The 24,439-nt window shown below is 41.8% G+C and carries 31 protein-coding genes; 12 read left to right on the forward strand and 19 right to left on the reverse strand.

Annotation, left to right across the window (positions count from 1 at the left end; genetic code table 11):
• Positions 1 to 39: 39 nt before the first annotated feature.
• The 3 genes from IGI44_RS11540 to IGI44_RS11550 form a co-directional block, all read right to left on the reverse strand.
• The gene (locus IGI44_RS11540; protein ID WP_438787862.1) at positions 40 to 1,104 is read right to left on the reverse strand and encodes a M24 family metallopeptidase; all 1,065 of its coding nucleotides are present in this window, start codon (positions 1,102 to 1,104) and stop codon (positions 40 to 42) included.
• Positions 1,105 to 1,230: 126 nt separating this feature from the next.
• Positions 1,231 to 1,467 carry a GlsB/YeaQ/YmgE family stress response membrane protein gene (locus IGI44_RS11545; protein ID WP_034876217.1) on the reverse strand — a complete coding sequence of 79 codons (237 nt, stop codon included), beginning with the start codon at positions 1,465 to 1,467 and terminating at the stop codon, positions 1,231 to 1,233.
• 320 nt (positions 1,468 to 1,787) lie between these two features.
• Positions 1,788 to 2,489, reverse strand: coding sequence for a hypothetical protein (locus IGI44_RS11550; RefSeq protein ID WP_438787863.1), 702 nt, complete (start codon positions 2,487 to 2,489; stop codon positions 1,788 to 1,790).
• Between the two features lie 180 nt (positions 2,490 to 2,669).
• Between IGI44_RS11550 and IGI44_RS11555 the strand changes: the two genes are divergently transcribed.
• Positions 2,670 to 3,197 (forward strand): PadR family transcriptional regulator, encoded by a 528-nt coding sequence (locus IGI44_RS11555; protein WP_438787864.1) that lies wholly within the window; start codon positions 2,670 to 2,672, stop codon positions 3,195 to 3,197.
• Positions 3,198 to 3,304: 107 nt separating this feature from the next.
• Positions 3,305 to 4,525 (forward strand): MFS transporter, encoded by a 1,221-nt coding sequence (locus IGI44_RS11560; RefSeq protein ID WP_438787865.1) that lies wholly within the window; start codon positions 3,305 to 3,307, stop codon positions 4,523 to 4,525.
• A gap of 101 nt (positions 4,526 to 4,626) precedes the next feature.
• Here IGI44_RS11560 and IGI44_RS11565 read toward each other — a convergent pair whose 3' ends face one another.
• The 8 genes from IGI44_RS11565 to IGI44_RS11600 form a co-directional block, all read right to left on the reverse strand.
• Entirely contained in the window at positions 4,627 to 5,337 is a 711-nt protein-coding gene (locus tag IGI44_RS11565) for a glucosamine-6-phosphate deaminase (protein WP_438787866.1), read from the reverse strand.
• Positions 5,338 to 5,399: 62 nt separating this feature from the next.
• On the reverse strand, positions 5,400 to 6,212 hold the full coding sequence (locus tag IGI44_RS11570) for an RnfABCDGE type electron transport complex subunit B (protein WP_438787867.1): 813 nt from the start codon (positions 6,210 to 6,212) through the stop codon (positions 5,400 to 5,402).
• Positions 6,213 to 6,224: 12 nt separating this feature from the next.
• Positions 6,225 to 6,815 carry an electron transport complex protein RnfA gene (locus IGI44_RS11575; protein WP_438787868.1) on the reverse strand — a complete coding sequence of 197 codons (591 nt, stop codon included), beginning with the start codon at positions 6,813 to 6,815 and terminating at the stop codon, positions 6,225 to 6,227.
• Positions 6,815 to 7,492 (reverse strand): electron transport complex subunit RsxE, encoded by a 678-nt coding sequence (gene rsxE, locus IGI44_RS11580; RefSeq protein ID WP_438787869.1) that lies wholly within the window; start codon positions 7,490 to 7,492, stop codon positions 6,815 to 6,817. Before rsxE ends, IGI44_RS11575 begins: the two co-directional genes overlap by 1 nt.
• A 12-nt stretch (positions 7,493 to 7,504) precedes the next feature.
• Positions 7,505 to 8,068: an FMN-binding protein gene (locus tag IGI44_RS11585; protein WP_438787870.1), complete on the reverse strand. Its 564-nt coding sequence runs from the start codon at positions 8,066 to 8,068 to the stop codon at positions 7,505 to 7,507.
• A complete protein-coding gene (locus IGI44_RS11590) occupies positions 8,065 to 9,006 on the reverse strand; it encodes an RnfABCDGE type electron transport complex subunit D (protein WP_438787871.1) in 942 nt (313 codons plus the stop codon). The genes IGI44_RS11585 and IGI44_RS11590 overlap by 4 nt, the downstream gene beginning before the upstream one ends.
• Positions 9,003 to 10,328: an electron transport complex subunit RsxC gene (rsxC, locus tag IGI44_RS11595; protein WP_438787872.1), complete on the reverse strand. Its 1,326-nt coding sequence runs from the start codon at positions 10,326 to 10,328 to the stop codon at positions 9,003 to 9,005. Before rsxC ends, IGI44_RS11590 begins: the two co-directional genes overlap by 4 nt.
• Positions 10,329 to 10,657: 329 nt before the next feature.
• Positions 10,658 to 12,031, reverse strand: a complete 1,374-nt coding sequence (locus IGI44_RS11600) for an adhesive domain-containing protein (RefSeq protein WP_438787873.1) — start codon at positions 12,029 to 12,031, stop codon at positions 10,658 to 10,660.
• 332 nt (positions 12,032 to 12,363) lie between these two features.
• Between IGI44_RS11600 and IGI44_RS11605 the strand changes: the two genes are divergently transcribed.
• The 3 genes from IGI44_RS11605 to IGI44_RS11615 all read left to right on the forward strand — a co-directional run bounded on the left by IGI44_RS11605 (position 12,364) and on the right by IGI44_RS11615 (position 14,542).
• Entirely contained in the window at positions 12,364 to 12,741 is a 378-nt protein-coding gene (locus IGI44_RS11605; protein WP_438787874.1) for an LPXTG cell wall anchor domain-containing protein, read from the forward strand.
• Entirely contained in the window at positions 12,741 to 13,367 is a 627-nt protein-coding gene (locus tag IGI44_RS11610; protein WP_438787875.1) for a WxL domain-containing protein, read from the forward strand. Before IGI44_RS11605 ends, IGI44_RS11610 begins: the two co-directional genes overlap by 1 nt.
• Positions 13,368 to 13,528: 161 nt before the next feature.
• Positions 13,529 to 14,542: a DUF916 and DUF3324 domain-containing protein gene (locus IGI44_RS11615; RefSeq protein ID WP_438787876.1), complete on the forward strand. Its 1,014-nt coding sequence runs from the start codon at positions 13,529 to 13,531 to the stop codon at positions 14,540 to 14,542.
• Positions 14,543 to 14,628: 86 nt separating this feature from the next.
• Here IGI44_RS11615 and IGI44_RS11620 read toward each other — a convergent pair whose 3' ends face one another.
• Positions 14,629 to 14,760, reverse strand: coding sequence for a hypothetical protein (locus IGI44_RS11620; protein ID WP_438787877.1), 132 nt, complete (start codon positions 14,758 to 14,760; stop codon positions 14,629 to 14,631).
• A gap of 349 nt (positions 14,761 to 15,109) precedes the next feature.
• On the opposite strand from IGI44_RS11620, the gene IGI44_RS11625 reads away from it, so the two are divergent.
• The 6 genes from IGI44_RS11625 (at position 15,110) to IGI44_RS11650 (ending at position 19,063) form a co-directional block, all read left to right on the forward strand.
• A complete protein-coding gene (locus tag IGI44_RS11625; RefSeq protein ID WP_438787878.1) occupies positions 15,110 to 15,634 on the forward strand; it encodes a PadR family transcriptional regulator in 525 nt (174 codons plus the stop codon).
• Between the two features lie 25 nt (positions 15,635 to 15,659).
• A complete protein-coding gene (locus tag IGI44_RS11630; protein ID WP_438787879.1) occupies positions 15,660 to 16,475 on the forward strand; it encodes a helix-turn-helix domain-containing protein in 816 nt (271 codons plus the stop codon).
• A 44-nt stretch (positions 16,476 to 16,519) separates the two neighbouring features.
• Positions 16,520 to 16,936 (forward strand): VOC family protein, encoded by a 417-nt coding sequence (locus IGI44_RS11635; RefSeq protein WP_438787880.1) that lies wholly within the window; start codon positions 16,520 to 16,522, stop codon positions 16,934 to 16,936.
• 119 nt (positions 16,937 to 17,055) lie between these two features.
• Positions 17,056 to 17,679 carry a TetR/AcrR family transcriptional regulator gene (locus IGI44_RS11640; protein ID WP_438787881.1) on the forward strand — a complete coding sequence of 208 codons (624 nt, stop codon included), beginning with the start codon at positions 17,056 to 17,058 and terminating at the stop codon, positions 17,677 to 17,679.
• Between the two features lie 112 nt (positions 17,680 to 17,791).
• Positions 17,792 to 18,481, forward strand: a complete 690-nt coding sequence (locus IGI44_RS11645; RefSeq protein ID WP_438788989.1) for a M23 family metallopeptidase — start codon at positions 17,792 to 17,794, stop codon at positions 18,479 to 18,481.
• Positions 18,482 to 18,496: 15 nt separating this feature from the next.
• Positions 18,497 to 19,063, forward strand: coding sequence for a YdeI/OmpD-associated family protein (locus tag IGI44_RS11650; RefSeq protein WP_438787882.1), 567 nt, complete (start codon positions 18,497 to 18,499; stop codon positions 19,061 to 19,063).
• 41 nt (positions 19,064 to 19,104) lie between these two features.
• Here IGI44_RS11650 and IGI44_RS11655 read toward each other — a convergent pair whose 3' ends face one another.
• The gene (locus IGI44_RS11655) at positions 19,105 to 19,725 is read right to left on the reverse strand and encodes a DUF2922 domain-containing protein (RefSeq protein WP_438787883.1); all 621 of its coding nucleotides are present in this window, start codon (positions 19,723 to 19,725) and stop codon (positions 19,105 to 19,107) included.
• 47 nt (positions 19,726 to 19,772) lie between these two features.
• On the reverse strand, positions 19,773 to 20,156 hold the full coding sequence (locus tag IGI44_RS11660) for a hypothetical protein (RefSeq protein ID WP_438787884.1): 384 nt from the start codon (positions 20,154 to 20,156) through the stop codon (positions 19,773 to 19,775).
• Between the two features lie 279 nt (positions 20,157 to 20,435).
• Here IGI44_RS11660 and IGI44_RS11665 point away from each other — a divergent pair, with 279 nt between their 5' ends.
• The gene (locus IGI44_RS11665) at positions 20,436 to 20,849 is read left to right on the forward strand and encodes a GNAT family N-acetyltransferase (protein WP_438787885.1); all 414 of its coding nucleotides are present in this window, start codon (positions 20,436 to 20,438) and stop codon (positions 20,847 to 20,849) included.
• 109 nt (positions 20,850 to 20,958) lie between these two features.
• Here IGI44_RS11665 and IGI44_RS11670 read toward each other — a convergent pair whose 3' ends face one another.
• The 5 genes from IGI44_RS11670 to IGI44_RS11690 form a co-directional block, all read right to left on the reverse strand.
• On the reverse strand, positions 20,959 to 21,570 hold the full coding sequence (locus tag IGI44_RS11670) for a DUF3267 domain-containing protein (RefSeq protein ID WP_438787886.1): 612 nt from the start codon (positions 21,568 to 21,570) through the stop codon (positions 20,959 to 20,961).
• 652 nt (positions 21,571 to 22,222) lie between these two features.
• Positions 22,223 to 22,432 (reverse strand): helix-turn-helix transcriptional regulator, encoded by a 210-nt coding sequence (locus tag IGI44_RS11675; RefSeq protein ID WP_216409822.1) that lies wholly within the window; start codon positions 22,430 to 22,432, stop codon positions 22,223 to 22,225.
• A gap of 9 nt (positions 22,433 to 22,441) precedes the next feature.
• Entirely contained in the window at positions 22,442 to 22,777 is a 336-nt protein-coding gene (locus tag IGI44_RS11680) for a DUF6442 family protein (RefSeq protein WP_438787887.1), read from the reverse strand.
• Positions 22,778 to 22,844: 67 nt separating this feature from the next.
• Complete coding sequence (locus IGI44_RS11685) at positions 22,845 to 23,588, reverse strand: ABC transporter permease (protein ID WP_438787888.1); 744 nt, start codon at positions 23,586 to 23,588, stop codon at positions 22,845 to 22,847.
• Positions 23,585 to 24,439, reverse strand: coding sequence for an ABC transporter ATP-binding protein (locus IGI44_RS11690; protein WP_438787889.1), 855 nt, complete (start codon positions 24,437 to 24,439; stop codon positions 23,585 to 23,587). Before IGI44_RS11690 ends, IGI44_RS11685 begins: the two co-directional genes overlap by 4 nt.

Below are 24,439 nucleotides of genomic sequence, written 5' to 3' on the forward strand. Positions count from 1 at the left end.
CATTTCTTGTTTACTTACGCTACCACTACTCAATGAGACTTATAAAATGATGAGCTCTTTAGGTGACTGGGTTAAAATTCGATTTCCTTCAGCTAAAATCACCAAATCATCTTCAATTCGGACGCCGCCCACCCCAGCTAAATAGATGCCTGGTTCATCAGTGATGACATTTCCAACATCCAATGGTTCGTCATTTGAGCGGCTGATATTTGGCCCTTCATGGATTTCCATACCAATTCCATGACCAGTAGAATGACCGAAAGCTTCACCATAACCTGCGTCAGTGATAAAATCACGGGCAATCGCATCTAATTGTGCACCTGTCACACCAGCCTGTGCTACTTCAATAACTTTCCGTTGTGCTTCCAAAACGACCTGATAGATGTCCTTTAACTGTTGACCCGGATCACCGATCGCAAAAGTTCGCGTGATATCAGATACATATCCCTGGTAAACACAGCCAAAATCAAGCGTAATCAACTCGCCTTGTTCGATCATTTTTTCACTGGCTACACCATGCGGCAGAGCAGATCGAACACCACTGGCAACGATCGTATCAAAGGATGTTCCTGTTGCACCAAGCGAACGCATGAAGAAATCTAGCTGATTAGCGACTTCGATTTCAGTCATGCCTGGACGAATCATTTTCAAAACATGTTCGAAGCCTTCATCTGCAATAGCGCAGGCTTTCTCGATAATAGCAATCTCGCCATCATCCTTTTGTTCCCGCAATTTTTCGATCAATCCGCTAGCAGGGGCTAGCTCCGCATCAATCACTTCTTCAAAAACAGAATACTCCGCGTAAGTCATGAAGGCATCCTCAAAACCAAGTACATTGATGCCTTCACTTGCCATCAGTTTTAAAATCTCCCCTACAATATTGCCGTGATGCTGAATAATTGTCATGCCTTGCACCTGTTCACTGGCTTGCTCAGTGTAGCGGAAATCAGTAATAAAGAACGCTTTTTCTAACGTAATCAACGCTAGTCCGGCCGTCCCAGTAAAATTTGTCAAATAGCGAAGATTCGCTGGATTTGTTACTAAGTACGCGTCGATGACTTCTTTTTTCATTGAATCGCGTAATTTTTCAATTCGTTTTATCATTCTTATCACCCACCCTCCATTATAGCAAAGAGTTCCCAAAAGCTGAACGAACACGACTAGAAAAAAGAAATTGGCCTTTTGCGCACAAAAAAACAGAAGTCACAATCTCAACTTCTGTTTCTTTTATCATCGTCGTCCAGTAAAGAATGACACAACTGCAACAACGACTACTGCACCTAAGATCGATGGTACTAACGCCATTCCTGCTAAATGCGGACCCCAATGACCGAAAATTGCTTGTCCAATATAAGAGCCGGCTAATCCTGCAATGATATTAAAAATACAGCCCATTTGCTTTCCACGACCAGAAAGGCTACCGCCAATCGCACCAATTATCGCACCAACAATTAATGTCCAAATCATAATTATCTCTCCTCGCCTTTTCATTCAAAATTATTTAAACACCTATAGGAAAATAGCTGCTATTCACTTTATATTTTAGTCCAGAATATTCCTTCAGAAACGCAGGAAGCCTCTAAGATATTAATTTAACGAACGTTTAACATCGTCGTTTTGATGGTCAAATGCTTATCACGATTGTCAAGAGCTTTAGAACGCTTTTTTCAAAAAGTTTCTCAATTGTGAAACTTGATTAAACATTGATATAACAGCATTAAAGCTTTTGTAAGCGGCTAAATCAAGAGATAAAAACGCTTTTCTCGGCACCCCTGTGAATAACTTTTTTATTGAAGCAGATCTGACCGCAGCTTTACACTGTTTTGTTCCCAATTTACTGTTCCTAAGCGATAAGGAAAATCACCTATTAGTGAGAAACTCCCGACTTCTGGTACATTGATCTTATTCATCCGAGCACTCCCTTTGGCTAAATAGCCGGTGCCCATTTTAAGCATATCTTTCAAATTAAGATTGCTGCCGGAGTATTCTTTAACGGTTCCATAGTTATTGGTAATCGAAGATAGGCGTGGGCGAACTGTTTTGCGTTTCATCAACCGAATAATGTCCTCTTGGCGTTCGAAGACATCGATTCGACCATCCTGATCAATCTGATAACTAATATACGCATCAATCTGATCCAGCGACATCCGGTGATCACCCTTTGTAAACTGTTGTCCATTTTTCAAAGCGATAAAGTCTTTATAAACAGTTATCGGCATTTTACCATCTGCTTCAAGCCCAGCCTCCTTCACGCCTAATAGACTGTCCGCTTTTTTTAGAATCAAGTATTTTTTTACTTCTATAGAAAAGGCCACGGAAAAATAGCCTAGAAATTTTTCAATCGGTACTTGGGTATACAGTTCTCCCAATGTCAGTTTTTGAATCTTTATTTCGGGTGAAACCCGTAAGAGACTGTTCACACCGCTCGTTAAATCATAAACAAAAAAACTGGAATATTCCCGATCTTCAAACACAAACAAAACTTTCATGACGATCTTCCTCTCTGAATTAAGTGTATAGAAGATCGAAAAGAAAATCATCCGTCGAAAGACTGAAAAATAGTCAGCAATTTCTAATCATCTTCCTTCAATCAATGTTACAATAGACACGGAGAAAATGTCGAACCACAATAGACTGGCTCAAAATTCCTTAACAGAAAGGGTCTCACAATGAATACAATCAGCTATGTCGTCTTGGCGATGCTTGTCCGTGCGCCATTAACCGGCTATGAACTGAAACGCTTTTTGAATCTTTTTTGGGAGGCGCATCATAGTCAAATTTATCCGACATTAAAGGAATTACGTAAACAGGAATTGATTGAAATTGTCGATATTCCTGATGGCAAACGGAAAATCTATGACATCACCCCAACAGGTAAGGAAGTAGTCAAGGAGTGGGTCTTTACCAAAAGCCATGCCCCTTCACAAAAGGATGAATTTTTGGCGAAAGTTTTTACTATATCTGCACTGGATCGAGATACGTCAAAATTTTTAATCATGGAACGCAAACAATATTTCCACGAGCAACTAAACGAATATTCTAAAGTACTGGATGGTCTGAATGATTTAAACGGAGAGGATCGTCGAAAGAATTTCGGTCGTGAACTGATTCTTGAACGGAAAATCCGTTTATGCAAGGAAGAACTTTCTTGGTGTGAGTGGGCAGAAGAAAAAATCGATGTATATTTTGCTAAATAGACTTAAAGCAGATCTTATACGGTCTGCTTCTTTTTTTGGTCAAAAAATATGTGTAAATTTATTTATGTAAATATTGACATAAAATCTTTTTGTGATTACACTGTTGAATGGAAAGTGGTGACTTAATGGAAAATTTAAACGAGAACAATGAAAACATAGTAAGAGAGAAAGCTAATGGGAAAGCGGCGTATGTTGTTGCCTTTGCTTGCATGATTGCCTTCATGGGGATCGGTTTAGTCGATCCTATTTTGAATTCGATCGCTAAATCATTACAGGCAACGCCTGCACAAACGACACTATTATTTACCAGTTACATGATGGTTACTGGTATTGTGATGCTGTTTACTGGTTTTGTTTCAAGTCGAATTGGCACAAAGAGAACGCTAATGCTGGGGTTATTCATTATTATTTTATTTGCACTATTCGCTGGTTTATCTGATACGATCGATGCCTTAATTTATTTTCGTGCAGGTTGGGGCTTAGGAAACGCCCTATTCATTTCAACCGCCTTATCAGCAATCGTCAGTGTGTTAATTGGGCAAACGGAAAAATCAATTATGCTGTATGAAGCGGCAATGGGGTTGGGTATGTCAATTGGTCCTTTAGTTGGCGGATCGCTAGGTTCGATTTCTTGGCGCTTGCCATTTGCTGGTGTATCGGTTTTGATGCTGATCTCATTCCTATCGATCTTGATTATGTTTAAAGAACCAAAAGGTGAAAAAGAAAAAATTGCTTTTTTTGCTGGTGTTAAAGCGCTAAAGAATCATAAGCTACGCTCGATCGGCTTAATTGCCCTTTTGTATAACTTCGGTTTCTTTACTTTACTTGCTTATGCGCCCTTTTTAATGCCGAACTTTTCTGAAATGAATATCGGTATGACCTTCTTTGGTTGGGGAATCTTACTAGCTATATCCTCAATTTTCTTAGCTACTCGATTTGAACGAAAAATCGGAACATTTTATACCTTGATGATTGGTTTCATTGGTTTTGTTATTTGTTTATTGTTGATGGGGATCAATGCGGATCAACCAACCCTTGTCGCGGCTGCGCTGATTGTTGCTGGTTTCTTTCAAGGGATTATTAACACCTTGATGACAACCATTGCGATGGAAATCCCTGGAATTAAACGCAACATCGCTTCATCAACTTACAGCTTTGTTCGCTTTTTTGGCGGTTCGTTAGCACCTTTTGTGGCTGGACTAATTGGCGCGCGATTCGGTGGGAACTATACCTTCTATTTCGCAAGTGCGATGGTCTTCATTGGAATTGTACTAGTCGTTGTTCACTCCCAATACTTTGAAACGGTGGAAGAGGAAGAATTAGAATAGAAGACTAAAAACAATAAAGCGATAACTGCTTTTGACATGAAAACCGAGCGCTTATACTTTCATTACTAATCGTATAAGCGCTCGGTTATTTTTCTATTCAATTACTCCAACAAACTCGCCGCTTCGCGATCTAGGATCACCGTCAAGTTCGGATGCAAGCGTAAAACAGATGCTGGTACATCTTCTGTGATTGGTCCTTCCAGCGCTTGTTTGATGATAGCGGCCTTCTTCTCGCCATTAGCAATCAGCACTAATTCTTTCGCGGCTAAAATGGTTTGAGTGCCAAATGTCACCATTTCTTCTCCTGGTTCATGAGGACTTGCTCCCTCCAGAAGCTTGTAGAGTTCATCATCCTTCTCGATTGGTACGCGATAAACACCGAAATCAAAGGAGGTGAACTCTGGCAGATTGCCACAGAAGTGACCATCTCCGCCAATTCCCATTAGAACTAAGTCCAAGCCGCCATCTTCAGCGATTTGACGATCGTAGTCCTGATAATTTTGGGCATTTAAACCTTCGATATTTTCTTCTTCGATCCCTAATGGTCGAAATAATTCTTCAAACAATGCCTGCATCGTTAATCCGTATTCTTGACCCTTTAGGGTAATCTCGTCAAAGTTGTAGAAATGCGCCAAGCTTTGATCGAAATCTACCTGCTTCAGTCGTTCAGCTAAGATTTCGTACGCACGCTTAGGGGAAGAGCCCGCAGTCAGCGCCAGATTCACGCGATGACTTTCCGCCCACTTCATCAAAACGATGTCCGCTGTGATTTGACTTAATGTTTGATAATCCTCTGTTACTAATAATTTCATTTCAACACCTGCCCTTTTCTTTTAATGATAGCGCACCTTTTTGAAAAGGCTTCCGTTTTCTATTAACTAGGAATCTTTTCCTTCGCCGGCAGCTGTAAAATACAATTTTGCGGACAGATTTCGACACATTCGCCACAGTCGATACATAGATCTGGATCAATCACGGCGACATTGTTTTCCATTTTGATTGCGTTTTGCGGACAGGTCTTCACACACCGATTACAGGTGATACAGCCCACATCACAGATTTTTCGCACACCACCGCCTTTATCCTGATTGGAGCAGGCCACGAGCGCGGTGTTTTCTGCCGGCAGCATCTTGATCAGATTCTTCGGACAAGCGGTGATACATTTCAAGCAGCCGACGCATTTATCAGGATCAACCTTAGCCACCCCATCTACAATATGCAGCGCGTCGTAGTCACAAACAGCCGCGCAATCGCCAAATCCCATACAGCCAAAGCGGCAGTCTTGCGGACCGCCAAAAATTTGGTTTGCTCCGTAGCAAGTTTCTGTTCCGGCATAAGCCATTTTCTTGTTTGTAAACTCGCAGGTCCCATTACAGCGAACAAAGGCGGCGACTTTTTGAACATCCCCAACCTCAACACCCAAGATTTCTGCCAAGGCTTTTTGCGTAGTTGGTCCTCCGGGCGTACAGTTGGTCGCTCCAGCTTCTCCTTTAGCCATGGCCTTGGCATAGCCGTCACACCCGGAATAGCCGCAGGCTCCGCAATTGATTCCCGGCAGTGCTTCTCGCAAGGCTTCTTCCTTTTCATCCACCGGTTTATGGAAGATGATCGTGGCTAAGGAAAGAATGACTCCTGCGATTAATCCCATCCCACTAACAATACCTATGGGTATCATGATTTCTGTCATTATTTCCACCCCCTACTGGAATAATCCTTCTGCCAAGCCGGCAAATCCAAGAAACGACAACGAGACAATCGCGGCGGCAATCAGCGTGATCGGCAGGCCTTGAAGTGATTCAGGAATATCATTTCCCTCCAAACGGCCTCGTACACCAGCAAAAATCACCATAGCGACTAAGAATCCGACCCCAGCCGCAAAAGAATTGACCATCGATTGCATAAAGGAATAATTCTTTGAAAAGTTCAAGATCGTAACACCCAGCACTGCACAATTCGTGGTGATTAAGGGCAAATAAATCCCCAGCGCATTATAAAGCGGAGTCATATACCGTTTCATCACGACCTCTACCAGCTGAACAAGTGCGGCAATCGTCAGGATAAAGACGATTGTCTGAAGGTAATCCAACCCCAGTGGTACTAATACTGACGCATACAACGGGTACGTTACTAGAGTCGCTAGTACCATAACAAAGGTAACAGCGAGAGACATTCCGACGGCGGTATCTAATTTTTTGGATACACCGAGAAATGGACAAATCCCTAGAAATTGCGACAAAACAAAATTATCGGTTAAAATACCGGCGACTAAAATCGTTACAAAAATCTGCATTATTGATCACCCGCCTTTTCATCACAAACCGTGGTACAGGCTTCAGCGACCGGACAAGCACTACAATCGATTTCTTTCGTCTTGCGATCACTCAACTTATTCGCCAGCATTACCAGCATCCCAAAGACGAAGAACCCGCCTGGCGGCAGCAGCATGATCGTCATTGGCGGAATCACACCGGCTGTGATTGGAAAGCCTAAGAAGGTCCCGCTGCCAAGCAGCTCGCGAATCCCTCCCATACATAAGAGCGCCATTGTAAAGCCGACACCCATTCCTAACCCATCTAAAGCGGAATGAAGCACCGTATTATTTTTGGCATAAGCCTCTGCACGCCCTAGAATAATACAGTTTACTACGATCAAGGGTAAATAAATTCCTAACGTAGCATCTAAAGCAGGGGCCAATGCCTTTACAACTAGTTGAACCACCGTCACAAAACCCGCGATGATGGTGATAAAAGCCGGAATTCTGACGCGATCAGGAATCACCTTCCGTAGAAGAGAGATCACGACATTGGAGCCTAGAAGAACGACGGTAGCCGCGACGCCCATTCCTAAACCGTTCATCGCAGAGGTCGTCACTGCTAACGTTGGACAGGTCCCTAACATCAGACGCAGGACAGGATTTTCTTTGATCAACCCTCTGCTGAAAATAGTGGATGCTTTTTCTTTTTCCATTGCTTCTCCTCCCTATTTCTCTGACGTAGCAACTTGTTCAAACAGAGCAAGCGCCTCTTTGACTGATGCAGCGACAGCATTGGAGGATTTTGTCGCTCCAGTCACCGCTTCTACTTGATTCTTATTCGTTGGATCATTTTTTACTACCTCTAGTGACTCATCGATGCCGTCGAATTGATCGACAAATTCCTTTTTCGTGACATTTTGTCCAAGTCCTGGAGTCTCATTCGAGGCATCCAAAACATCGACTCCAAGAACCTTGCCATCCATCACAGCACTCATGACACTCACGTCACTGCCATAGCCATAGGCCTTGGTCACAAAAAGATACCCTACAATCTTGCCGGAATTATCCAGCGCTTTATAGCCTTGGTTGTCCCCAGCTACTTTGACTTCTTGAAAGTCATCGGCTTTGATCAGCTGGCTCATGACGCTTTGAGTTTGCTCCCACTCCTGCTTAGCGATTCGGTCTTTAAACACAGAACGTGTTCCAGCTACCGCAAAGGTGATCACGAGACAGATAATGAAGAGACATAAGGCATCGGTAAAAATGACTTTAGAACTGGATTTTTTCATTTTACCTTCGCCTCCTCACCAAAAACCTTCGGAATCGTCAAGTTCTCGATATGAGGAACTAAAATATTCATTAATAAAATGGCATAAGAAACCCCTTCTGGCAGTGCTGCGAAGAAACGAATCAAAACAGTGACAATCCCGCAGCCGATCCCAAAAATAATCTTGCCATTTCTGGTAATGGGCGAAGTTGTATAATCCGTCGCCATGAAAATTGCTCCCAACAATAATCCACCTGACATCATTTGATACAACGGATCACCGCCCAATAAGGTTGAGAAGAGGACGACTGTTCCGATAAAGCAAAGCGGGATAAGCGGTGAAATCACCTTTCTGACAACTAGATAGACCCCGCCGATCAATAGAGCTAACGCACAGGTCTCCCCCAAACTACCCGCTCGAATGCCTAAAAACATATCCAGTAATGACGGAATTTTTTGCCCCGTCTGCGAGGCTGAAAAATACGTAGCCGATGAAATAACATCCGGACGGAACATATAATAGTTCAGCGGCGGCTGCCACGTACTCATTTGAGAGGCAAAGGACATCATCAGAATAATTCGAGCAGTAATCGCGGGATTCACGAAGTTTTGTCCAACCCCGCCGAAAAATTCCTTCACGATCACAATCGCGATCACACCACCTAAAATAGCCATCCAAAATGGCAAGGTCACCGGCAGATTCAAGGCCAGTAAGATTCCTGTGACGACTGCCGTCAAATTGTGAATCGAATCCGGCCGCTTTAAAATTTTCCGCGTGACATACTCGCTGATGACACAAGCCGCAACCGTTACAATGATCAAGATAAGCGCGCGAAAACCAAAGATAAGTGTGGAGGCGATAATTGCTGGGATCAGCGCGATGATCACGTCCAGCATAATTCCTCGGCTACTGCGTCCAGAGTGCAGATGAGGCGAGATAGAAACCGGTAATTTGTTCATTTGGCAGCCTCCCTTTCTAACTGTTTCGCTCGTTTCATCGACTGAACGAGTCTGCGACCAGCCGGACAAACGAAGGCACAACAACCGCATTCCATACAGGCGGATACATTTAACTTTTTCAAGCCAGTAAGATCATTGTTTCGCGTACAGCGTTCGATCTGAACCGGCAGCAGCGACATCGGACAAGCTTCGACACAGCGTCCGCAGCGAATACATGGTGATTCCTCTGGCAGCTGTTGAGCCGCTCCTAAAATCGTGATGGCATTGGTTTGCTTCGTAATCGGTAAATCCACTGAAAATTGAGCGATCCCCATCATTGGTCCGCCCAAAATAATCTTGCTAGGCTCATCGATCAGCCCGCCACAATACTCAATCACGTCACCAATCGGCGTCCCGACAGGAACCACCACATTTTTGGGCTGCGCCACATTGCCATCTACGGTGATCCGCTTATGAGTCAGCGGCATACCGATCTCGATATAGCGCTGTAACAATGAAATCGTTGAGATATTCATAATCAAACAACCGACTTCAGACGGCAATTTCCCAGGCGGGATTTTTCGACCAGTCGTTGCATACACGAGCATTTTTTCCGCGCCCTGCGGGTATAATGATGGAATCTCCATCACATCGATCGACGGATCACGGTCAGCCAGCTCATTCAAGTGATCCCGTAATTTTTTTAACCCTTTTGGCTTGTTGCTTTCGATCCCTACGACCCCATGAGCGATATTCAAATACTTCATCACTAATTGCATCCCTGCGATGATTCGCTCTGGATACTCTAGGCTTTCTCGGTAATCGGACGTAATAAAGGGTTCACATTCTGCCCCGTTAATCACCAGCGTATCAATCGGTGTGCTCTCATTGACATTCAGCTTGACGTGCATAGGAAATCCAGCGCCACCAATCCCAACGATGCCGCTGTCTCGCGCAGCCTTCAAAAGATCTTCTTTCGAATGAATTTCAACCGGTCTTGGTTCGGGAAATTCGACAGGTAGACCGTCACTAGCGATATGAACCGCATCACACATCTGACCATTTGCCATCAAAACCGGTTTGATTCCCTTAACCTTTCCAGAAACAGAGGCATGGATTGGAGCTGAGACAAACGCTTCCGAATCCGCGATAACCTGCCCAACTGTGACAACGTCCCCTTTTTTTACCGTCGGCGTACAAACACCTCCAATATGCTGCTGCATTGGAATAGTCACAATTTTCGGCGGTTCCATAAAAACGCTTTCAAGTTCTGCCGTATTCTTATTATGGGGAACTTTGACACCTCCTTTAAACTTTGCGATTGCTTTCGTTAATGTTTCCATAGACAAACCTCCCCTGTGGTCCAACAAAATCATTGGGCTTACTCCTCATTTTGCAACAATTCATACACCAGCAGGCTTATTCTTACCCAAATAAATAATAGAAGAAAAATGACGAAACAGGAAAGCTGAACCTGTAGCTGGCTTGATTTTAAACGTTCATTTGTTTAATCCGAAAAGTTTTTTCACAAAATGATTCACAAACTTCAGTATCGATTTTATCAGTATACTTATACGTTTATGATAGCACAGTGAAAAACAAATGTAATTAGTTTTCACAAACTCACAAAAAAAAGCGCCTAATTTCTTAGGCACTTTTAATCGCTCATCACTTAGGGTGTATTGGAAATCGTCCACTGCAGAGTGGTTTGATAAGTTCCCGTTTGTTTTGGTGTATCTTTAGGAACAAAAAGCTGAAACTGATTCAGCGGCATCTCGAAATAGCCGGGAGCTGTAGTGGCGCTCAAGGAAAACAAGGTCACTTGATTGCTAGGGAGCATATGGACTGTCTGATTTGAAATGGAGAAATAATTCTGAAAGTTACTATTTACGCTACCTAGGACGATATCTAGCCGAGCATTGGCTAGATTTTTCTGCCCGCTCACCCAAGCATTTGTTTGCGCAAGTTTCAGCTGCCAGGCTTTTGCTGTGGTACGAGTATCATCGATTCGGATCGTTCCTGTTTGCAACGGATTGGCGTTATTCCCTCCGACATGGGCACTCCATGTTTCGTCGACTTTTGTTTGAACCGGATGACTGCCAAAGTTCAAACTGCTTGGCAATAATTCATTCTTCATCGCTAGGCTTCCAGCTGCGAAATAAAGATTCGTATTACCACCATAGTTGCTTAATAGCTGGACATCAAAATTATCTGTTTGAAAAATCCCACCCCGTACAATAGCCGTATAATCTTGCGTCAATCCTGTAGGACTAGAAACTAACGTCGGAAATGAAACGCTCGTTGATCCTAAAATAGAAGCCGCTACTAGATTTTTGCTAACAGTCGAATTCGCATTGCCAAGGATGCTAATGGTATTCGTCAACGCATTCAAGAGATTGTTCAACGCCGTGCTAATCAACGATACAGAAGCAATTCCTTGAACGACCGTTTGGACAGCTTGTAAACGAACAATCAATGCATTCGTTATTATCGGCAGCAAGCCTTGATTGATATCCGCTCTTAACAAAGTAGCAGAATATTGTTCAACTGGAGAGGCGAATACTTGTCGTCCGAAATCTTCCTTGTTTAACGCCGTAATCGCATTATTAAGATTCGTCACCGTTGCGCCTAAGCCTAACGTCGTGAGCAACCCCGTCAAAGTCGTCACTAAATCTAAGACCGTTCCTGTTGCGGCCTTGATATCAGAAGCAAGTACGGTAACCGTCGTATCGACAGCCGCATTTCCATTTTTTTGTACATTTCCAGCTAATTGAGCGGGCACATTGATAAAGGCATACTTCACCCCTGTCCTTCCAGCCGTTGCACCGATCGCTGTTGTGCCATTTATGGTAAAAGTCACTGCTTTATTCGTAACATTTAAATACGGGGCCGCCGCGGTCGTCCCGCTGTTATTACTGACTTGTGTATTTGAAAATAAATCCAGCGACACCGCACTTACAATAATATTTGAACTTGTGAGAACTAGAAAAATTGCCCAACCTATAACCCAAAACTGTTGAAATAATCGAGAGCATTTCCCCTTCATTTTACTTCCTCCTTCTATCGTTACACTCAACGCCTTCAAAAATTTCTTTTCCAAGAAAATAATCGACAACAGTGCAAAATGATTTGGAAATCTTGTTTTTAATACTCAATCAATTACCAATAAACTGATAAAAAAGCCCTTTCATTCATTGTCTTCTCCCTTAATTAAACCCGGTACTTAAGAAAGCGGGAAATTTTTTGCTTAACTGTGAAGATTCTGTGAGCATTCTGATAGCGTTATTTTCAAGGCGACCTATATAATGCCGACATAAGAAATATTTTCTTTTCTGCGCAGAAAAGAGCCACTACATTTTCCAAGAAAGGGGGAGACAATTGAAGACACAGATTGGCATCCTTTTGGTTTTTCTGTCACTCTTCGTTGTCCCTTCTCCAACGATCGAAGCAGCCGTTACTAATGGCAAGGTTCAGTACTATTACGAAAGCAGTACGGCAGCTAGTGACAGTTCTTCTCGTTCCACCACAAGCTCTCAGAGCAGGACTGGCGAAACGAGCAACAGCACGACGGATGTTGCGAATCATAAAGAATCTCCTGCTTCACCTAGTAGACAAAGCAGGAAGCAGCACTCAGGCATCACCCGTTTTCTACAAACGAATGATCAACGAAATACCTTTTTAGTTAGTATTGGTTTACTGATTCTCGCAATCGCTTTTTTAGGGTGGCGAATCGTTCACTATAGGAGGAAAAACTGATGAAAAAACAAGCAGCCTTATTCGCAGCCGCCTTTTTTGCCGGCAGCTTATTTACTTTCGCAACGAGTGTTCATTCGGCCGACACAACTGGGACTGTAGACTATACCTCCGGCGGTATCACCTTTGATCCGCAAGTTTCCGGCGATCCAAGTGCGTCCTTGCCAACCAATTTGAACTTTGGTTCGCATCCAATTCAAACAAAACAAGCAGAGAGCTGGACAGCTACCTCTGATGGCAATCAAACCTCTTCCGTAACAACTGGGCAGGTAGCTGTTAGTGATAACCGTGGAACCGTGGGCACTGGCTGGTCAGTAAAAGTGGCACAACCAGAACAATTCAAAGCTGGACAAAATGTGCTTTCTGGAGCAATCCTATCCTTTACCGTTGGTACACTTACCAATAACCTGAACGCTTTGCCAACAGGAGATGGAATCGCCAATAACAGCACGCTTGGATTGGTTATTGGGCAGACGGGCTCCGTCATCACCGCACAAGCGAATGAAGGCGCTGGCGAGACCGCACTGCCAATCAATAAATTTAGTCTGAACGTCCCAGCCAACACAGCAAAAACAGCGGCCCAATACCAAACAACCGTCGTCTGGACCTTCTCAGCAACACCTAGCTAAAAAAAACTCGGGCAAAATCCCAACGACAGCCGCGCTTACTGTGAAAGTGACTTCATTCTGTCAGACGAAGATTTTGCCCTTTGATTGATAGATAAGGGGAAAGAAAACATTGAGAGAGACTCTTCCATTACGCGGAAAATACAATTGAAGGAGAAAGAAAAATGCTAAAGCAGCTAATTTATTTATTTCGAGGTGTATGCCTCCTATTAGCCTTTTCATTTTTACCAATTGTCGCTCATGGAGAATCATTGGATAGCTTTGATGCGGTCATTCACCCATCAGAGCATCAAATTGAGAAAGATCAGCTTTATTATGATTTGCAGTATCAGCCCAAGGAATCCGAGCGACTGACAATCACCTTGACCAATCGGACAGAACAGCCGATCAAGCTGAAGGCCACCTTCAATCGAGCGGTCACGAACAGTTTAGGGGTCGTTGAGTACTCTGGGATGAATGAAGATGAGAGTAATTTTGGTCCCAATATCACCGACTACGTCAAACTTAGTGATCCAACCATTGATTTAGCACCAAAGGAATCAAAGGATATTTATTTGGATGTAAAGATGCCAGACAAAGAATTTGAGGGAATTTTAGCCGGCGGTCTTTACATCGAACAACTTTCAACTGAAAAAGTCGAAGGCAATATCAAAAATGTGTTTTCACGAGAGATCGCTGTCTTGCTGCAAAACAAGACAGACGAGGTAAAACCAAATTTGACTATCGCCAAAGCAAACGCTCTGCAAGTCAATCACCGCAATGCAGTAAACGTGATTGTCGATAATGAAAAGGCCACCTATGTGAAGAATATGTCTGTTGACTATCAAGTCGAAAAAGATGGGAAAACGATTGCTAAAGCCAAAAAAGAGAAACTGACTATGGCCCCAAGCTCACGTATGCCCTTCTTGATCCAGATGGATAATACCGAATTTTCACCCGGCACCTATACCGTCAAAATGACCATCAACGCTGATGATCAAAAATGGACAGGCAGCCCGAAATTCACCATCAATCAAGAAAAAGCCAACGATTACAATGACAAGGATGTATCGATCGAAAAAGAATCGACCAATCCTTGGATTTGGATAGGAATCGCCGTCATTATTCTCTTACTAGCCGTTGTCATCTTTATGTACAACAGAAACAGGCACTTACAGAAGAAAGTAGATGGGAAATAGAAAAAGGCGGCGTCTCAATTAGGAGACGCCGCCTTTCTTAGGCTTGATTCTTACAAGCAATGACGACAGGAACTAAAAAAATAAAGTTAGAACAGCACCAACAGAAATCCCCGCAGCAGACTAGCTGCCGCTAAAATAATCCACCCCAAAATTAATTGGCTTTGCACCGCCTGATCAAAGGTCCCGCCTCTTTGCTGGACCAATACTTTTGTACGCATGTCTCTTCCTCCTTTTCAGACACAAAACGTCACCTGATTTTCGCATTCATTAACTGACAGTCCTTCATTCCTCTTCTCCTTTAAATTATATACTGAAAAGAATTTGGGTTAACTCCCAGAAACTTGATGATCGGTTAAAAAAATGATTAGTTGCAACAATAAGAAAATTCTAACGAATAGATACGTCACTTTGAGGACGATCACATTTTTCTGTAATCAATTTGTTCCTACCTCCCCCTTCAACGCTTGACGTGACCAACAAAACAGAATACTATAAAAGATAGTAGTAGTTCTACGATCACTCGTAGATAGATCATAAAGAAAACACGATAGAAAGAAGGGTTAAGCGATGCGGACGATTGATTTGATTGTTCTAGGAATCCTAAAAAAGGAATCTCTGAGTGCCTATGATATTCAAAAACTGATTGACTATCGGAACATTTCTCAATGGGTAAAAGTTAGCACCCCCACCATCTACAAAAAAATGCTGCAGCTGGAGAAACAGGGCTACGTCAAAAGCACCCTGAAGAAAAATGGTAAGATGCCAGAGAAGGCTGTCTATTCATTGACTAAAAAAGGCCAGACAGAATTCGAAAAACTAATGCTAGGAATCGCCGCCCGTCCCATCAATATTTTCTTAGACTTCAATGCCGTCATCCTTAACCTCGATAGCCTATCACCCACAGACCAAAAAGCTTGCATCGGTATCATCGAAGCCAATGTTAATAAGATGAAATTGAAACTAGAGGAAGACATCTCAGATAGCAAAGCTTCGAAGGAAATCCCTGAAACAGCAAAAGCCGTGATGCAGCAGCAGATGCTTTTGACTGAGACCATTGAGAAATGGATCGCTAGTGTGAAAAACGGATTTTAAAAATTGCCTATTGGAGGATAAGCTTATGTTAAATAAAAAAAATATTTATCAGTGTTCATTTCCAAAAATCAATGGCAATATGATTGTCCTTCCTCCTCACAGACTGTTGCGTCCATACATTGCGAACTATACATTTACCGATCCAAGTACGATGCATCCGCAGCAAACAATCCTGCCGACAATCAGTTCAACCCTTGTCTGTACTTTTAAGAACGGACAATTCACTGCTGGCTTACGTGGAGTGAATACCAAACCAACTATGATCGCTGACTATGCCCGACAATTTGATTTTATGTTTTTAATTGAGTTTCATTCAGCCGGACTTTACCCCTTTCTGAACATTGATCAACATCATTTGGCGGATGAGGGCTTTCTCTTTACTGATTTAAACCAATCATTAACTGAACAAATAGCCGAAGCGTATTTCATCGCTAAAAATATTCCTGATTTAACGAATAAGCTTGATTCTATTTTTTTAGCTGCCATTCATGATACAGAACTTAACCCTGCTTTTCGCATTGCCTTTGAAAAAATTCTTGAAAGCAATGGAGCGATTCATGTGAAGGACTTGGCGCGGCAAACCTACTACAGTGAAAAACAATTAAATCGCTTATTTATGAAATATGTTGGTACGAAAGTAAAGACCTGTTCTCGCATTGTCCGCATGAAGAATGCCGTAGAGCTACTACAGAGCAGCCCTCACATTGCTTTGCTATTTGAGCAAACCGGCCATCACGACTATCCTCATTTTGTTCATGACTTTACTGCGCTTTATGGACTCACCCCTAAAGAATACTTAACAAAGATGTCACTTTTTTACAATGACCCCTATAAATTGTGACGGTATACTTTCAAGTATAGAAATGAAAGAGGTGGTTAAAGTTTATGTTTACACCCTACATCAGTTTTAATGGGGATTGTGAAGAGGCTTTTTTGTGGTATGCTCGGCTGTTCAACGGTACTATTCAACATCTGTCCAAATACGATGAAATACCAGAGAATCCTGAATTCCCAATTAACAGCGAACTAAAAAATAAGGTGATGCATGCTCGGCTTGCTGTCAGCGAAACCGCTGGTATCACTGGTGCAGATTATCTAGAACCAATCGAAACAACTGGAAATGTCGCGATTCAAGCACACCTACCGGAGGAAATTATGGCTAGAAACGCCTTTTCAGAACTCGCTGAAGAAGGCATCATTATTGCGGCAATCGCCAGCAATCCTCCCCCTGATGACGGCAGTATCAGTGGTTGTGTGAAGGATAAATATGGCGTGACTTGGATCATTTCAGCGATGAAGTAATTCAATCGTTTAGGACGAACCAATAACAAAAACTGTTGTTGGTTTTTCCACTCTTCACAATTGACCTATCAGGTAAATACTGTTAGACTCTAATTGACCTATTAGGTAAAGGAGTGAGCATGTTGACTGAAATCAATCCGAAAGATCCAAAAATGCAAAAAATTTATAATGCGGCACTACAGGAGTTTTCGCAACGAGGATATGATGAGGCTTCAACGAATCGAATCGCAAAGGCTGCGGGAATTTCGAAGGCATTGATGTTTCACTATGTTAAAAGCAAAGAGGAGTTGTTTTTACTTCTGCTGAATTATTGTCAGAAGACTATTGCTGAGGACTATTGGAATAAATTAAATTGGCAGGAAAAAGATCTTTTTAATCGTTTGCGGCAATCATATACACTCCAGATTGACTTAATGAAACGCAATCCGTGGATTTTTGATTTTACTAATTTGACGTTTGAAACAAAAGCAGAAAAGATCAATCAAAAAGTAGCTGACATAGCCAAACAACAGCATTCTTCTTGTAACAAGGATTTATTTCAAGGGATTGATGAAACGAAATTCCGAACGGGACTTAATGTTGAACGCTGTAAGCAATTGATTCTTTGGGGGAATATTGGATTTACCAATGAAATTTTGGAGGAACTGAAAAAGGCAGATCGTGATCAGATTGATTTTCAAGCCATTGCTGATAAACTAACCCAGTATCTGGAAGATCTTAAAGACGTTTTTTATGAAAAGTAATTGAGGACGCACGATGAAAAAGATACTGATTGTCATTAGTTGTCTGCTGCTTTTCTGGTCTATCTTACAATTGGTCACAAAAAATAACCCGCAACAGAAAGAAGGTTCTGTGATGGAAAAAGAAGCAACTGCTATCGCCTTTCCTTTACGTGGAGAATGGTACACGGAAACAAGCCCAGCTGATCGAATCCCGAGTCATGGCACGGATCGTTTTGGATTGCGTTATGCCTTTGATTTTATTCAAAAGGATCAGAAAGAAGCCTCGCATACTGGAGGTTCAGCTGCTTATTTCTTTGGCGGAGTTCCCTTAGAAAGCTATTATTGTTTTGGTCAACCCGTCTATGCTCCCTTTACTGGCGAAGTCATTACAGTAAAGAACAATACTCCCGATGGGGAAAATGCTTCATGGCTTCATGACCAAACAACTGCCATCCGTCATTCCCTTTTTTTCAACCCAAAACAGGATGGCTTTGAGGCAATCGCAGGAAATTATCTTCTCCTCAAAAAGTCCGAAAGAGCCTACGCCGCCTTTTGTCATCTGCAAAAAGACTCGATCGCTGTCACCGAGGGAGAAAAAATTAGCCAGGGAACCTATCTTGGCAATGTAGGGCATTCAGGAAATTCCACTGAGCCACATTTGCATTTTCAATTGATGGACTCGGCAATAATCGAATCAGCCAATGGTCTTCCACTGGTGTTTGAGACCTATGAAAAATACAATGGACATTCTTGGGATATCGTCAATAATCAACTTCCCGCCGCTGGCGAACGGATTCGTTCACTAGACACAGAAAGAAACTAGGTGACGACTTTGGAAATGAACAATTTATATAAACCTCAGAGCCGACAGGATCTGAGAGATTGGTTAACGAAAAATGCAGCAAGTGCAAACGATTGCTGGATCGTGATTGATCGTGAGCAATCGAACCTGACCTATTTAGATATCGTGGAGGAAGCTCTTTGCTTTGGCTGGATCGACAGCACTAAAAAGAAGCTTTCCGCAACGGAAATCGCACAGCGACTCTCACCTAGAACGAAAAAGAGCCAATGGACCGAGTTGAATAAGGAACGAGCTCGTCGTTTAATCTATTTAGGGTTGATGACTGATTTAGGTCGAGCGACTTTGCCTGATTTGTCTTCAGAAAGTTTTGTGATTGATCCGCGAATTTTACAGGCGCTTGAAGCGGATCCTGAAATTCAGCAAAACTTTTCAACTTTCCCAGCGCTTTATCAACGAATCAAGATCGATAACATCCAGCGCTATAGTGCTGATACCGAACTCTTTGATCGACGCTTGCAGAAATTATTGACCAATACTAAGGCCAACAAGCTGTTTGGTGCTTGGGACGACAACGGTCGACTAAGCAGCTACAAATCAAAATAATGTTCAATTGTGGAAGTGAACCGGTTGGTTTACTTCCCTATTTAATTTGACCTTCGTTTTCTCAATCGATCGATTAGCCTACCGCGCTTTTTCTTAGCTTTTGATGGTGCTATAGCTGGATTAAGACCCTCCAGATCCTCTTCAAGCTTGACTAAAAGTCGGAATCTGACAGGTTGTGTTCCTTCGATTACACCGAAGTCCTCTATCTCTCCACCTTCTGGTACCATAGCTAGAATTAATGCTGCTGCATCGCTCTCAGAGATATCCTGTGGTTCGATCCCTGTCGGCAGCTCAAAAAATAGCTCAAGCAATCCAGGCTTGATCAGGCTTTGCTCAACAATTAAATCCTTTGGTTCCTGAATGGTTTGCACCGAGTGCGCTGGATTCTTTCGTGTCTCTCTTGGTGCTTCTGCAGCTTCTGATACTTCTGATTGTTCCTCTGTTTCTTTATCGAAAATCGATGTCTCAATCGTTTCAATAAATTTCGCTGTAACAACCTTTTCGAAGAAATTGACACCATTCTTTTCAAAAATATCTAGGGTCGTCAGCTTTTCTAGTTGCGTTCTTATTTCTTCGGCAGTCTTATTCGGATTGGCGTCTTTCAACCGCCACGTATGTTTTCTGCCGTTGCTTTTTTCAAACGTTGCCGATAGACTTAACATGTTTTTCTCCTCTTTTCTTGTTGTATTTTATGCGTCTAATCTTACCGTCATGAGCCAGCTAGTTTAGCTAGTGGTTCTTTTATAAATTGGGTACAGAGCTTTTCAATTTTTTCAGTCACATAGTTCTTAACTGAAAATAATCTGATAGACACGACCTTCCATTCATTGGAAGAAAAATAATGTTTAAAATAAAAATAGTAGCGGCGCAACGTGCGCGAGGTTTTCGTCTCCAAAAACAATTTACGAACAAGCTTCTTCATAAAAAACGAAAAATCCTCTTCCCCTAATTCATCTCGTACTTGAAGCGCTATCAGAATTTGAATCGTTGATTTCGCATCATGGGTTTCTTTGTAATGTGTATCTATTCTGGTCTGTAATGTTTTGGGCCGGAGCGAAAACACTTGCTGCGGGGTAAATAATGCTTCTGTCAAGATCATTCTCCTCTCATATTCGCTTGTGATCACGCCTCGACTATAATCCTAACGGAAACCACCTGTCAATCAGTCAAAAATTTTTTTCCTTCCCTTTACTGCTTATCCATAAAGCAAAACCACTTGTATTATGGGAAAGAATCAGAAAAATATCTTAGTTTTTTATTTTTGATTAAAATAATAAAACGGGAGATTTAGATTATTTGCGTATCTTATTTCTTGTTTCTTTTAGTGAATAGCGTAGAATGGGCGTAGGAAGACATGGAAAGGATGTTTGCGATGGAAAACTACGTCATCAGAATTGATACTCCCGAGGTTGATGAATACTTGGCACTGCGACAACGTTGCGGATTATCTGCACGAGGCAGAGAAGCCAGTAAAATGGGATTAGCCAATAGCATTTATTCAGTAATTATCCGAAGCAATACCGATCAAAAGTTGATCGGAATGGGGCGAATCATTGGTGATGGCGGTACTGCTTATCAGATTGTGGACATTGCCGTTCATCCGACAGAACAAGGCAAAGGGTTGGCAAAGAGGATCATGGAGCTGTTGATGAAACACGTTCATGATGAGATTGATCCGCAAGCCTATGTAAATTTGATTGCTGATTCTCCTGCAGATAAGCTGTATGCTCAATTTGGCTTTGTAGAAACCGCCCCAGAAAGTCTAGGAATGTATTTAAAACGCTAACGCCTGTTCTAATATAGGAGCTCATTTTTAATAGTATTTAAACTTGCAGTTATAAAGGCAAATTCAAACAAACAGGATTCTGCTAAAAAGCAGAATCCTGTTTGTTTTTCTATTTTGTAAAAACAACAAAGCCCGGTAATTCTGGATGATCAATCACAAGGCCTTCATGAATTGAACGTGCACTCCAAAAGATCATCAAATCCCCAGCAGCCATAAAAATATTAAATGCTGAGAGCAAGATCAGTTCCGTATTTGGAAACAGCAGCGACAGAAGAAAATAGCCGCCAGCTAATACAACAACGGGTGCTAAAACACCGATCTTATAGGCTTTTGCCGCTAAAGCTTCCTTACAATGGCAATACGGCATTAACTCCTTGACATTAAATCCAAAGGTGATGCTTTTCATTTTCTTTTTTGCATAATTTGCCCAAGCCAGTCCATGAATCAGCTCATGTACTGGAAATGAAAGGATAAATAAGCCCAAAAACAAGAGAAAATCAATCTCCCACAATGGCGATGCGTCCGCTCCCCAACGCCAAAAATACCCGATTACAACCAACACGATCAACGGAAGCGGCAGCAGCATTCCCTGAGTTCCCGTCTCCTTTGCCGAAAAGGTTTTATCTTGTTTATGATAATCCTTTTCTTCCATTTCCTGACAAAGCGCATCAAACAGTTCATACTTCTTGTCCTTTTTCCCCTTCTTATGCCTCTTTTTCATACGATGGCCCCCTTTTTCCTATGTCCCCACATATTTTTTAACTCCTTTTAACCCTTTCTATTGCCATCATATACGTTTTCACCCATCCGCGTCAAAGTTTGTAGACTAAACCCTCTTTTACTAAAAAAACCAGGAACTTTTTATATAAGCTCCCGGCAGTGTGACACAATTCGTTTTTTCAAAAGGACAAAAATCATTTTGTTTATCCTATTCTTTTTTTAAATAACTCATACAAAAAGGAAATACCAAAACGATCAAAGCCATGATCAAACAGATCATCGTTAAATAAATAAGAACCTCATCGGTTGGAAAAACTACGCTTAACATGACAAGAAAATAGAAAAGCACCTGAAATATACGACTTATCTTGTTACTCCTTCGATAAATTCTTTCGTGTCTACTTGAATCCATGTTCGTCATTCCTCCTAAATAGAAGCCGGACTAACCTACCACTGGATCAACTCAACAACAGGAATAAAACATTTGAGACTGCTTACAATCTATAGATAAACCAATCTCCCCTCACCACTATTATAAACGATTGTTCATTGTTTCACTTGTTCGTTTTTTTGTTATTTTTGCAAAAAAATGGTATATAGAAACAAAAAAGCCAATGATATTTATCATCGGCAGTAAAAATTCAGATTATTATTTAAAAATAGAACAAATCTTCAAACTTCACATCCAGTGCGATACACAAAACCAAGGCTAATTTAGCCGTTGGACTGAACTGGCCCGTCTCAATCGAGCTAATAGTTGTTCGTGACACGCCGACTAACTTAGCAAGTGCGGCTTGGGATAATTTCTTTTCTTTTCGCGCTTCTTTTAAACGATTTTTTAAGACTAATTTTTCTTCAGACATACGACTCACCTAGACTATCTTAGGATCAGAAACCAGCTGTTTTATGTGAAAAATGATCATTGCGATCGTAACCAATAAATAGATGATCCCGAAAATCAACTCTCTACGTCTTCTTAAGTAATAGTATCTTACCAGAAAGTCTGTAGCACCATAAGAAAAACTAACCGCGTAAAGCCCAAAATTAAAGCCTCTATCAAGTAACATTTGAATGACAAAAAGACCCGTTGATAAAAGAACTACGACCAACCCGCTAAAAGAATTCGAACGTTTTTGAACTTCTTCACGGTAAGGATCCTTTTTTCGATTTTCTTCACGGCTTTTTGCCAGTATTTCTTCTTTTTTCAAAGATGATCCCTACTTTCTAATTAAACATTATAGCTAATTTTCTGAAGAATGAATAGCTTAAGATTGATTAATCAGACTCCATGCCTCGTTTTCTATACGCTATAAGAAAAATTACGATTCCTAAAACAAACCAAATGGCCATTGTTACAAGATCCGGCATATTGAGAGAATAGCCTTCTTTGCTGAAAATTCCATCGACATAACCAGCAATCACTCCAGAATAGCTATAACTAGACACTTTATCAATCGTCGAACTGAAAAAACGCAGCTGAGGAAGCATCGTAAAAACAAGCAGAAGCGGCGTACAGATCACGCCAGATTGTGTCTGATCCTTCGTCAAAATCCCGACTACAAAGCCTAAAACAATACTAATCAGGGTTCCAGCAGCGGTAATCAAAAGAAAAACCGGAAGATCAATGGCTGAATAAGCTATCCCACTCGCTGGAATTAAAAGAAGATTAACAATCATGATGATACTAAAAGTTGGGATCAATGACCCGACCAAATACTCATTGCTTTTTACTGAGGAGGTCATCAAGACCCGCAACGTATGCTTCTCTTTTTCTTCAGCGATCGACGTGCTGCTGATCATCAACCCGCCAGAAACGATATTCATGATCAGCCCCAATCCCAGTAGAAAGGCATCCACGCGAAAGGCGCCATTTGCTTGCGGCAGGTTCGCCATTACTCGGCGAAAAACCATCACGATGATTAAAGCAATGATCGGATTGCTCATCATACTCAAATTACTCAAGATCGTTTGAAATTTCAAGCCCATTATGGCATTGAGCCGTTTCATTGTATTACTCATATTAACTTCCTCCCTGTGGCTTCCAAAAAGACTTTTTCTAACGTGGGCTCGCATGAATGGATCGTCTCCACTCGATCTGCGGCGATCCATTTTTCAATCAGCTTGGCGGTTTCAACTGATTGCATCAATTGAACTTCCGTGTCGTCAGTCAGATGAACATTGAAGCGTTTCTGTTTGTTGAATTTAAGTCGTAAATTCTCTGGTGTATCCAGTTCAGCAATGATCCCTTCGTTCAACAGTGCCACTCGATCGCAAAGCTTATCCGCTTCTTCCATATTGTGGGTCGTTAGAAAAATTGACGTCCCTTCCGCTCGTAATTCCTCCATCATTTGATGGACCGATAACGCAGAAACAGGATCTAGTCCGCTAGTTGGCTCATCCAAAAAGAGCAGCTGCGGCTTATGCAATATCGCCCGAATCAGTACCAAACGCTGCTTCATCCCTCTTGAAAGCTTTTCCGCTAACTTTTGTCGATGTTCATATAACCCAAATTTTTTTAATAGCTCATCAATTGATGCGGGGTCCACATTTAACAACTTCGCAAAAAACTTCAAATTCTGATAGACGGTCAATTTTTCATAAAAGCCACTCATATCAGAAACAATCCCGATTCTCTTATAAATATCTTCATCGACATGCTCTACAGGAATACCTAAAATACTGGCCTGTCCTGAGGTTTTTCTCAATTGTCCAGTTAAAATCTTGATCGTTGTCGTCTTGCCAGCACCAGATGGACCTAAGAAACCAAAAATTTCTCCTTCATAAACCTTGAAATCCAATTGATTAATCGCTTGATAGTTTTTAAACTGCTTCGAGATACCTCTTGCTTCAATTAATACTTTTCGTTCCAT

It is taken from the genome of Enterococcus sp. DIV0756, assembly GCF_051710745.1.
Classification (GTDB): domain Bacteria; phylum Bacillota; class Bacilli; order Lactobacillales; family Enterococcaceae; genus Enterococcus_A.

What these genes read in the sequence shown, in the direction of transcription:
- IGI44_RS11540 (WP_438787862.1), bottom strand. Translation starts at nt 1,104, where the DNA reads ATGATAAAACGAATTGAAAAATTACGCGATTCAATGAAAAAAGAAGTC.
- IGI44_RS11545 (WP_034876217.1), bottom strand. Translation starts at nt 1,467, where the DNA reads ATGATTTGGACATTAATTGTTGGTGCGATAATTGGTGCGATTGGCGGT.
- IGI44_RS11550 (WP_438787863.1), bottom strand. Translation starts at nt 2,489, where the DNA reads ATGAAAGTTTTGTTTGTGTTTGAAGATCGGGAATATTCCAGTTTTTTT.
- IGI44_RS11555 (WP_438787864.1), top strand. Translation starts at nt 2,670, where the DNA reads ATGAATACAATCAGCTATGTCGTCTTGGCGATGCTTGTCCGTGCGCCA.
- IGI44_RS11560 (WP_438787865.1), top strand. Translation starts at nt 3,305, where the DNA reads ATGGAAAGTGGTGACTTAATGGAAAATTTAAACGAGAACAATGAAAAC.
- IGI44_RS11565 (WP_438787866.1), bottom strand. Translation starts at nt 5,337, where the DNA reads ATGAAATTATTAGTAACAGAGGATTATCAAACATTAAGTCAAATCACA.
- IGI44_RS11570 (WP_438787867.1), bottom strand. Translation starts at nt 6,212, where the DNA reads ATGACAGAAATCATGATACCCATAGGTATTGTTAGTGGGATGGGATTA.
- IGI44_RS11575 (WP_438787868.1), bottom strand. Translation starts at nt 6,815, where the DNA reads ATGCAGATTTTTGTAACGATTTTAGTCGCCGGTATTTTAACCGATAAT.
- rsxE (WP_438787869.1), bottom strand. Translation starts at nt 7,492, where the DNA reads ATGGAAAAAGAAAAAGCATCCACTATTTTCAGCAGAGGGTTGATCAAA.
- IGI44_RS11585 (WP_438787870.1), bottom strand. Translation starts at nt 8,068, where the DNA reads ATGAAAAAATCCAGTTCTAAAGTCATTTTTACCGATGCCTTATGTCTC.
- IGI44_RS11590 (WP_438787871.1), bottom strand. Translation starts at nt 9,006, where the DNA reads ATGAACAAATTACCGGTTTCTATCTCGCCTCATCTGCACTCTGGACGC.
- rsxC (WP_438787872.1), bottom strand. Translation starts at nt 10,328, where the DNA reads ATGGAAACATTAACGAAAGCAATCGCAAAGTTTAAAGGAGGTGTCAAA.
- IGI44_RS11600 (WP_438787873.1), bottom strand. Translation starts at nt 12,031, where the DNA reads ATGAAGGGGAAATGCTCTCGATTATTTCAACAGTTTTGGGTTATAGGT.
- IGI44_RS11610 (WP_438787875.1), top strand. Translation starts at nt 12,741, where the DNA reads ATGAAAAAACAAGCAGCCTTATTCGCAGCCGCCTTTTTTGCCGGCAGC.
- IGI44_RS11615 (WP_438787876.1), top strand. Translation starts at nt 13,529, where the DNA reads ATGCTAAAGCAGCTAATTTATTTATTTCGAGGTGTATGCCTCCTATTA.
- IGI44_RS11620 (WP_438787877.1), bottom strand. Translation starts at nt 14,760, where the DNA reads ATGCGTACAAAAGTATTGGTCCAGCAAAGAGGCGGGACCTTTGATCAG.
- IGI44_RS11625 (WP_438787878.1), top strand. Translation starts at nt 15,110, where the DNA reads ATGCGGACGATTGATTTGATTGTTCTAGGAATCCTAAAAAAGGAATCT.
- IGI44_RS11630 (WP_438787879.1), top strand. Translation starts at nt 15,660, where the DNA reads ATGTTAAATAAAAAAAATATTTATCAGTGTTCATTTCCAAAAATCAAT.
- IGI44_RS11635 (WP_438787880.1), top strand. Translation starts at nt 16,520, where the DNA reads ATGTTTACACCCTACATCAGTTTTAATGGGGATTGTGAAGAGGCTTTT.
- IGI44_RS11640 (WP_438787881.1), top strand. Translation starts at nt 17,056, where the DNA reads ATGTTGACTGAAATCAATCCGAAAGATCCAAAAATGCAAAAAATTTAT.
- IGI44_RS11645 (WP_438788989.1), top strand. Translation starts at nt 17,792, where the DNA reads ATGGAAAAAGAAGCAACTGCTATCGCCTTTCCTTTACGTGGAGAATGG.
- IGI44_RS11650 (WP_438787882.1), top strand. Translation starts at nt 18,497, where the DNA reads ATGAACAATTTATATAAACCTCAGAGCCGACAGGATCTGAGAGATTGG.
- IGI44_RS11655 (WP_438787883.1), bottom strand. Translation starts at nt 19,725, where the DNA reads ATGTTAAGTCTATCGGCAACGTTTGAAAAAAGCAACGGCAGAAAACAT.
- IGI44_RS11665 (WP_438787885.1), top strand. Translation starts at nt 20,436, where the DNA reads ATGGAAAACTACGTCATCAGAATTGATACTCCCGAGGTTGATGAATAC.
- IGI44_RS11670 (WP_438787886.1), bottom strand. Translation starts at nt 21,570, where the DNA reads ATGAAAAAGAGGCATAAGAAGGGGAAAAAGGACAAGAAGTATGAACTG.
- IGI44_RS11675 (WP_216409822.1), bottom strand. Translation starts at nt 22,432, where the DNA reads ATGTCTGAAGAAAAATTAGTCTTAAAAAATCGTTTAAAAGAAGCGCGA.
- IGI44_RS11685 (WP_438787888.1), bottom strand. Translation starts at nt 23,588, where the DNA reads ATGAGTAATACAATGAAACGGCTCAATGCCATAATGGGCTTGAAATTT.
- IGI44_RS11690 (WP_438787889.1), bottom strand. Translation starts at nt 24,439, where the DNA reads ATGGAACGAAAAGTATTAATTGAAGCAAGAGGTATCTCGAAGCAGTTT.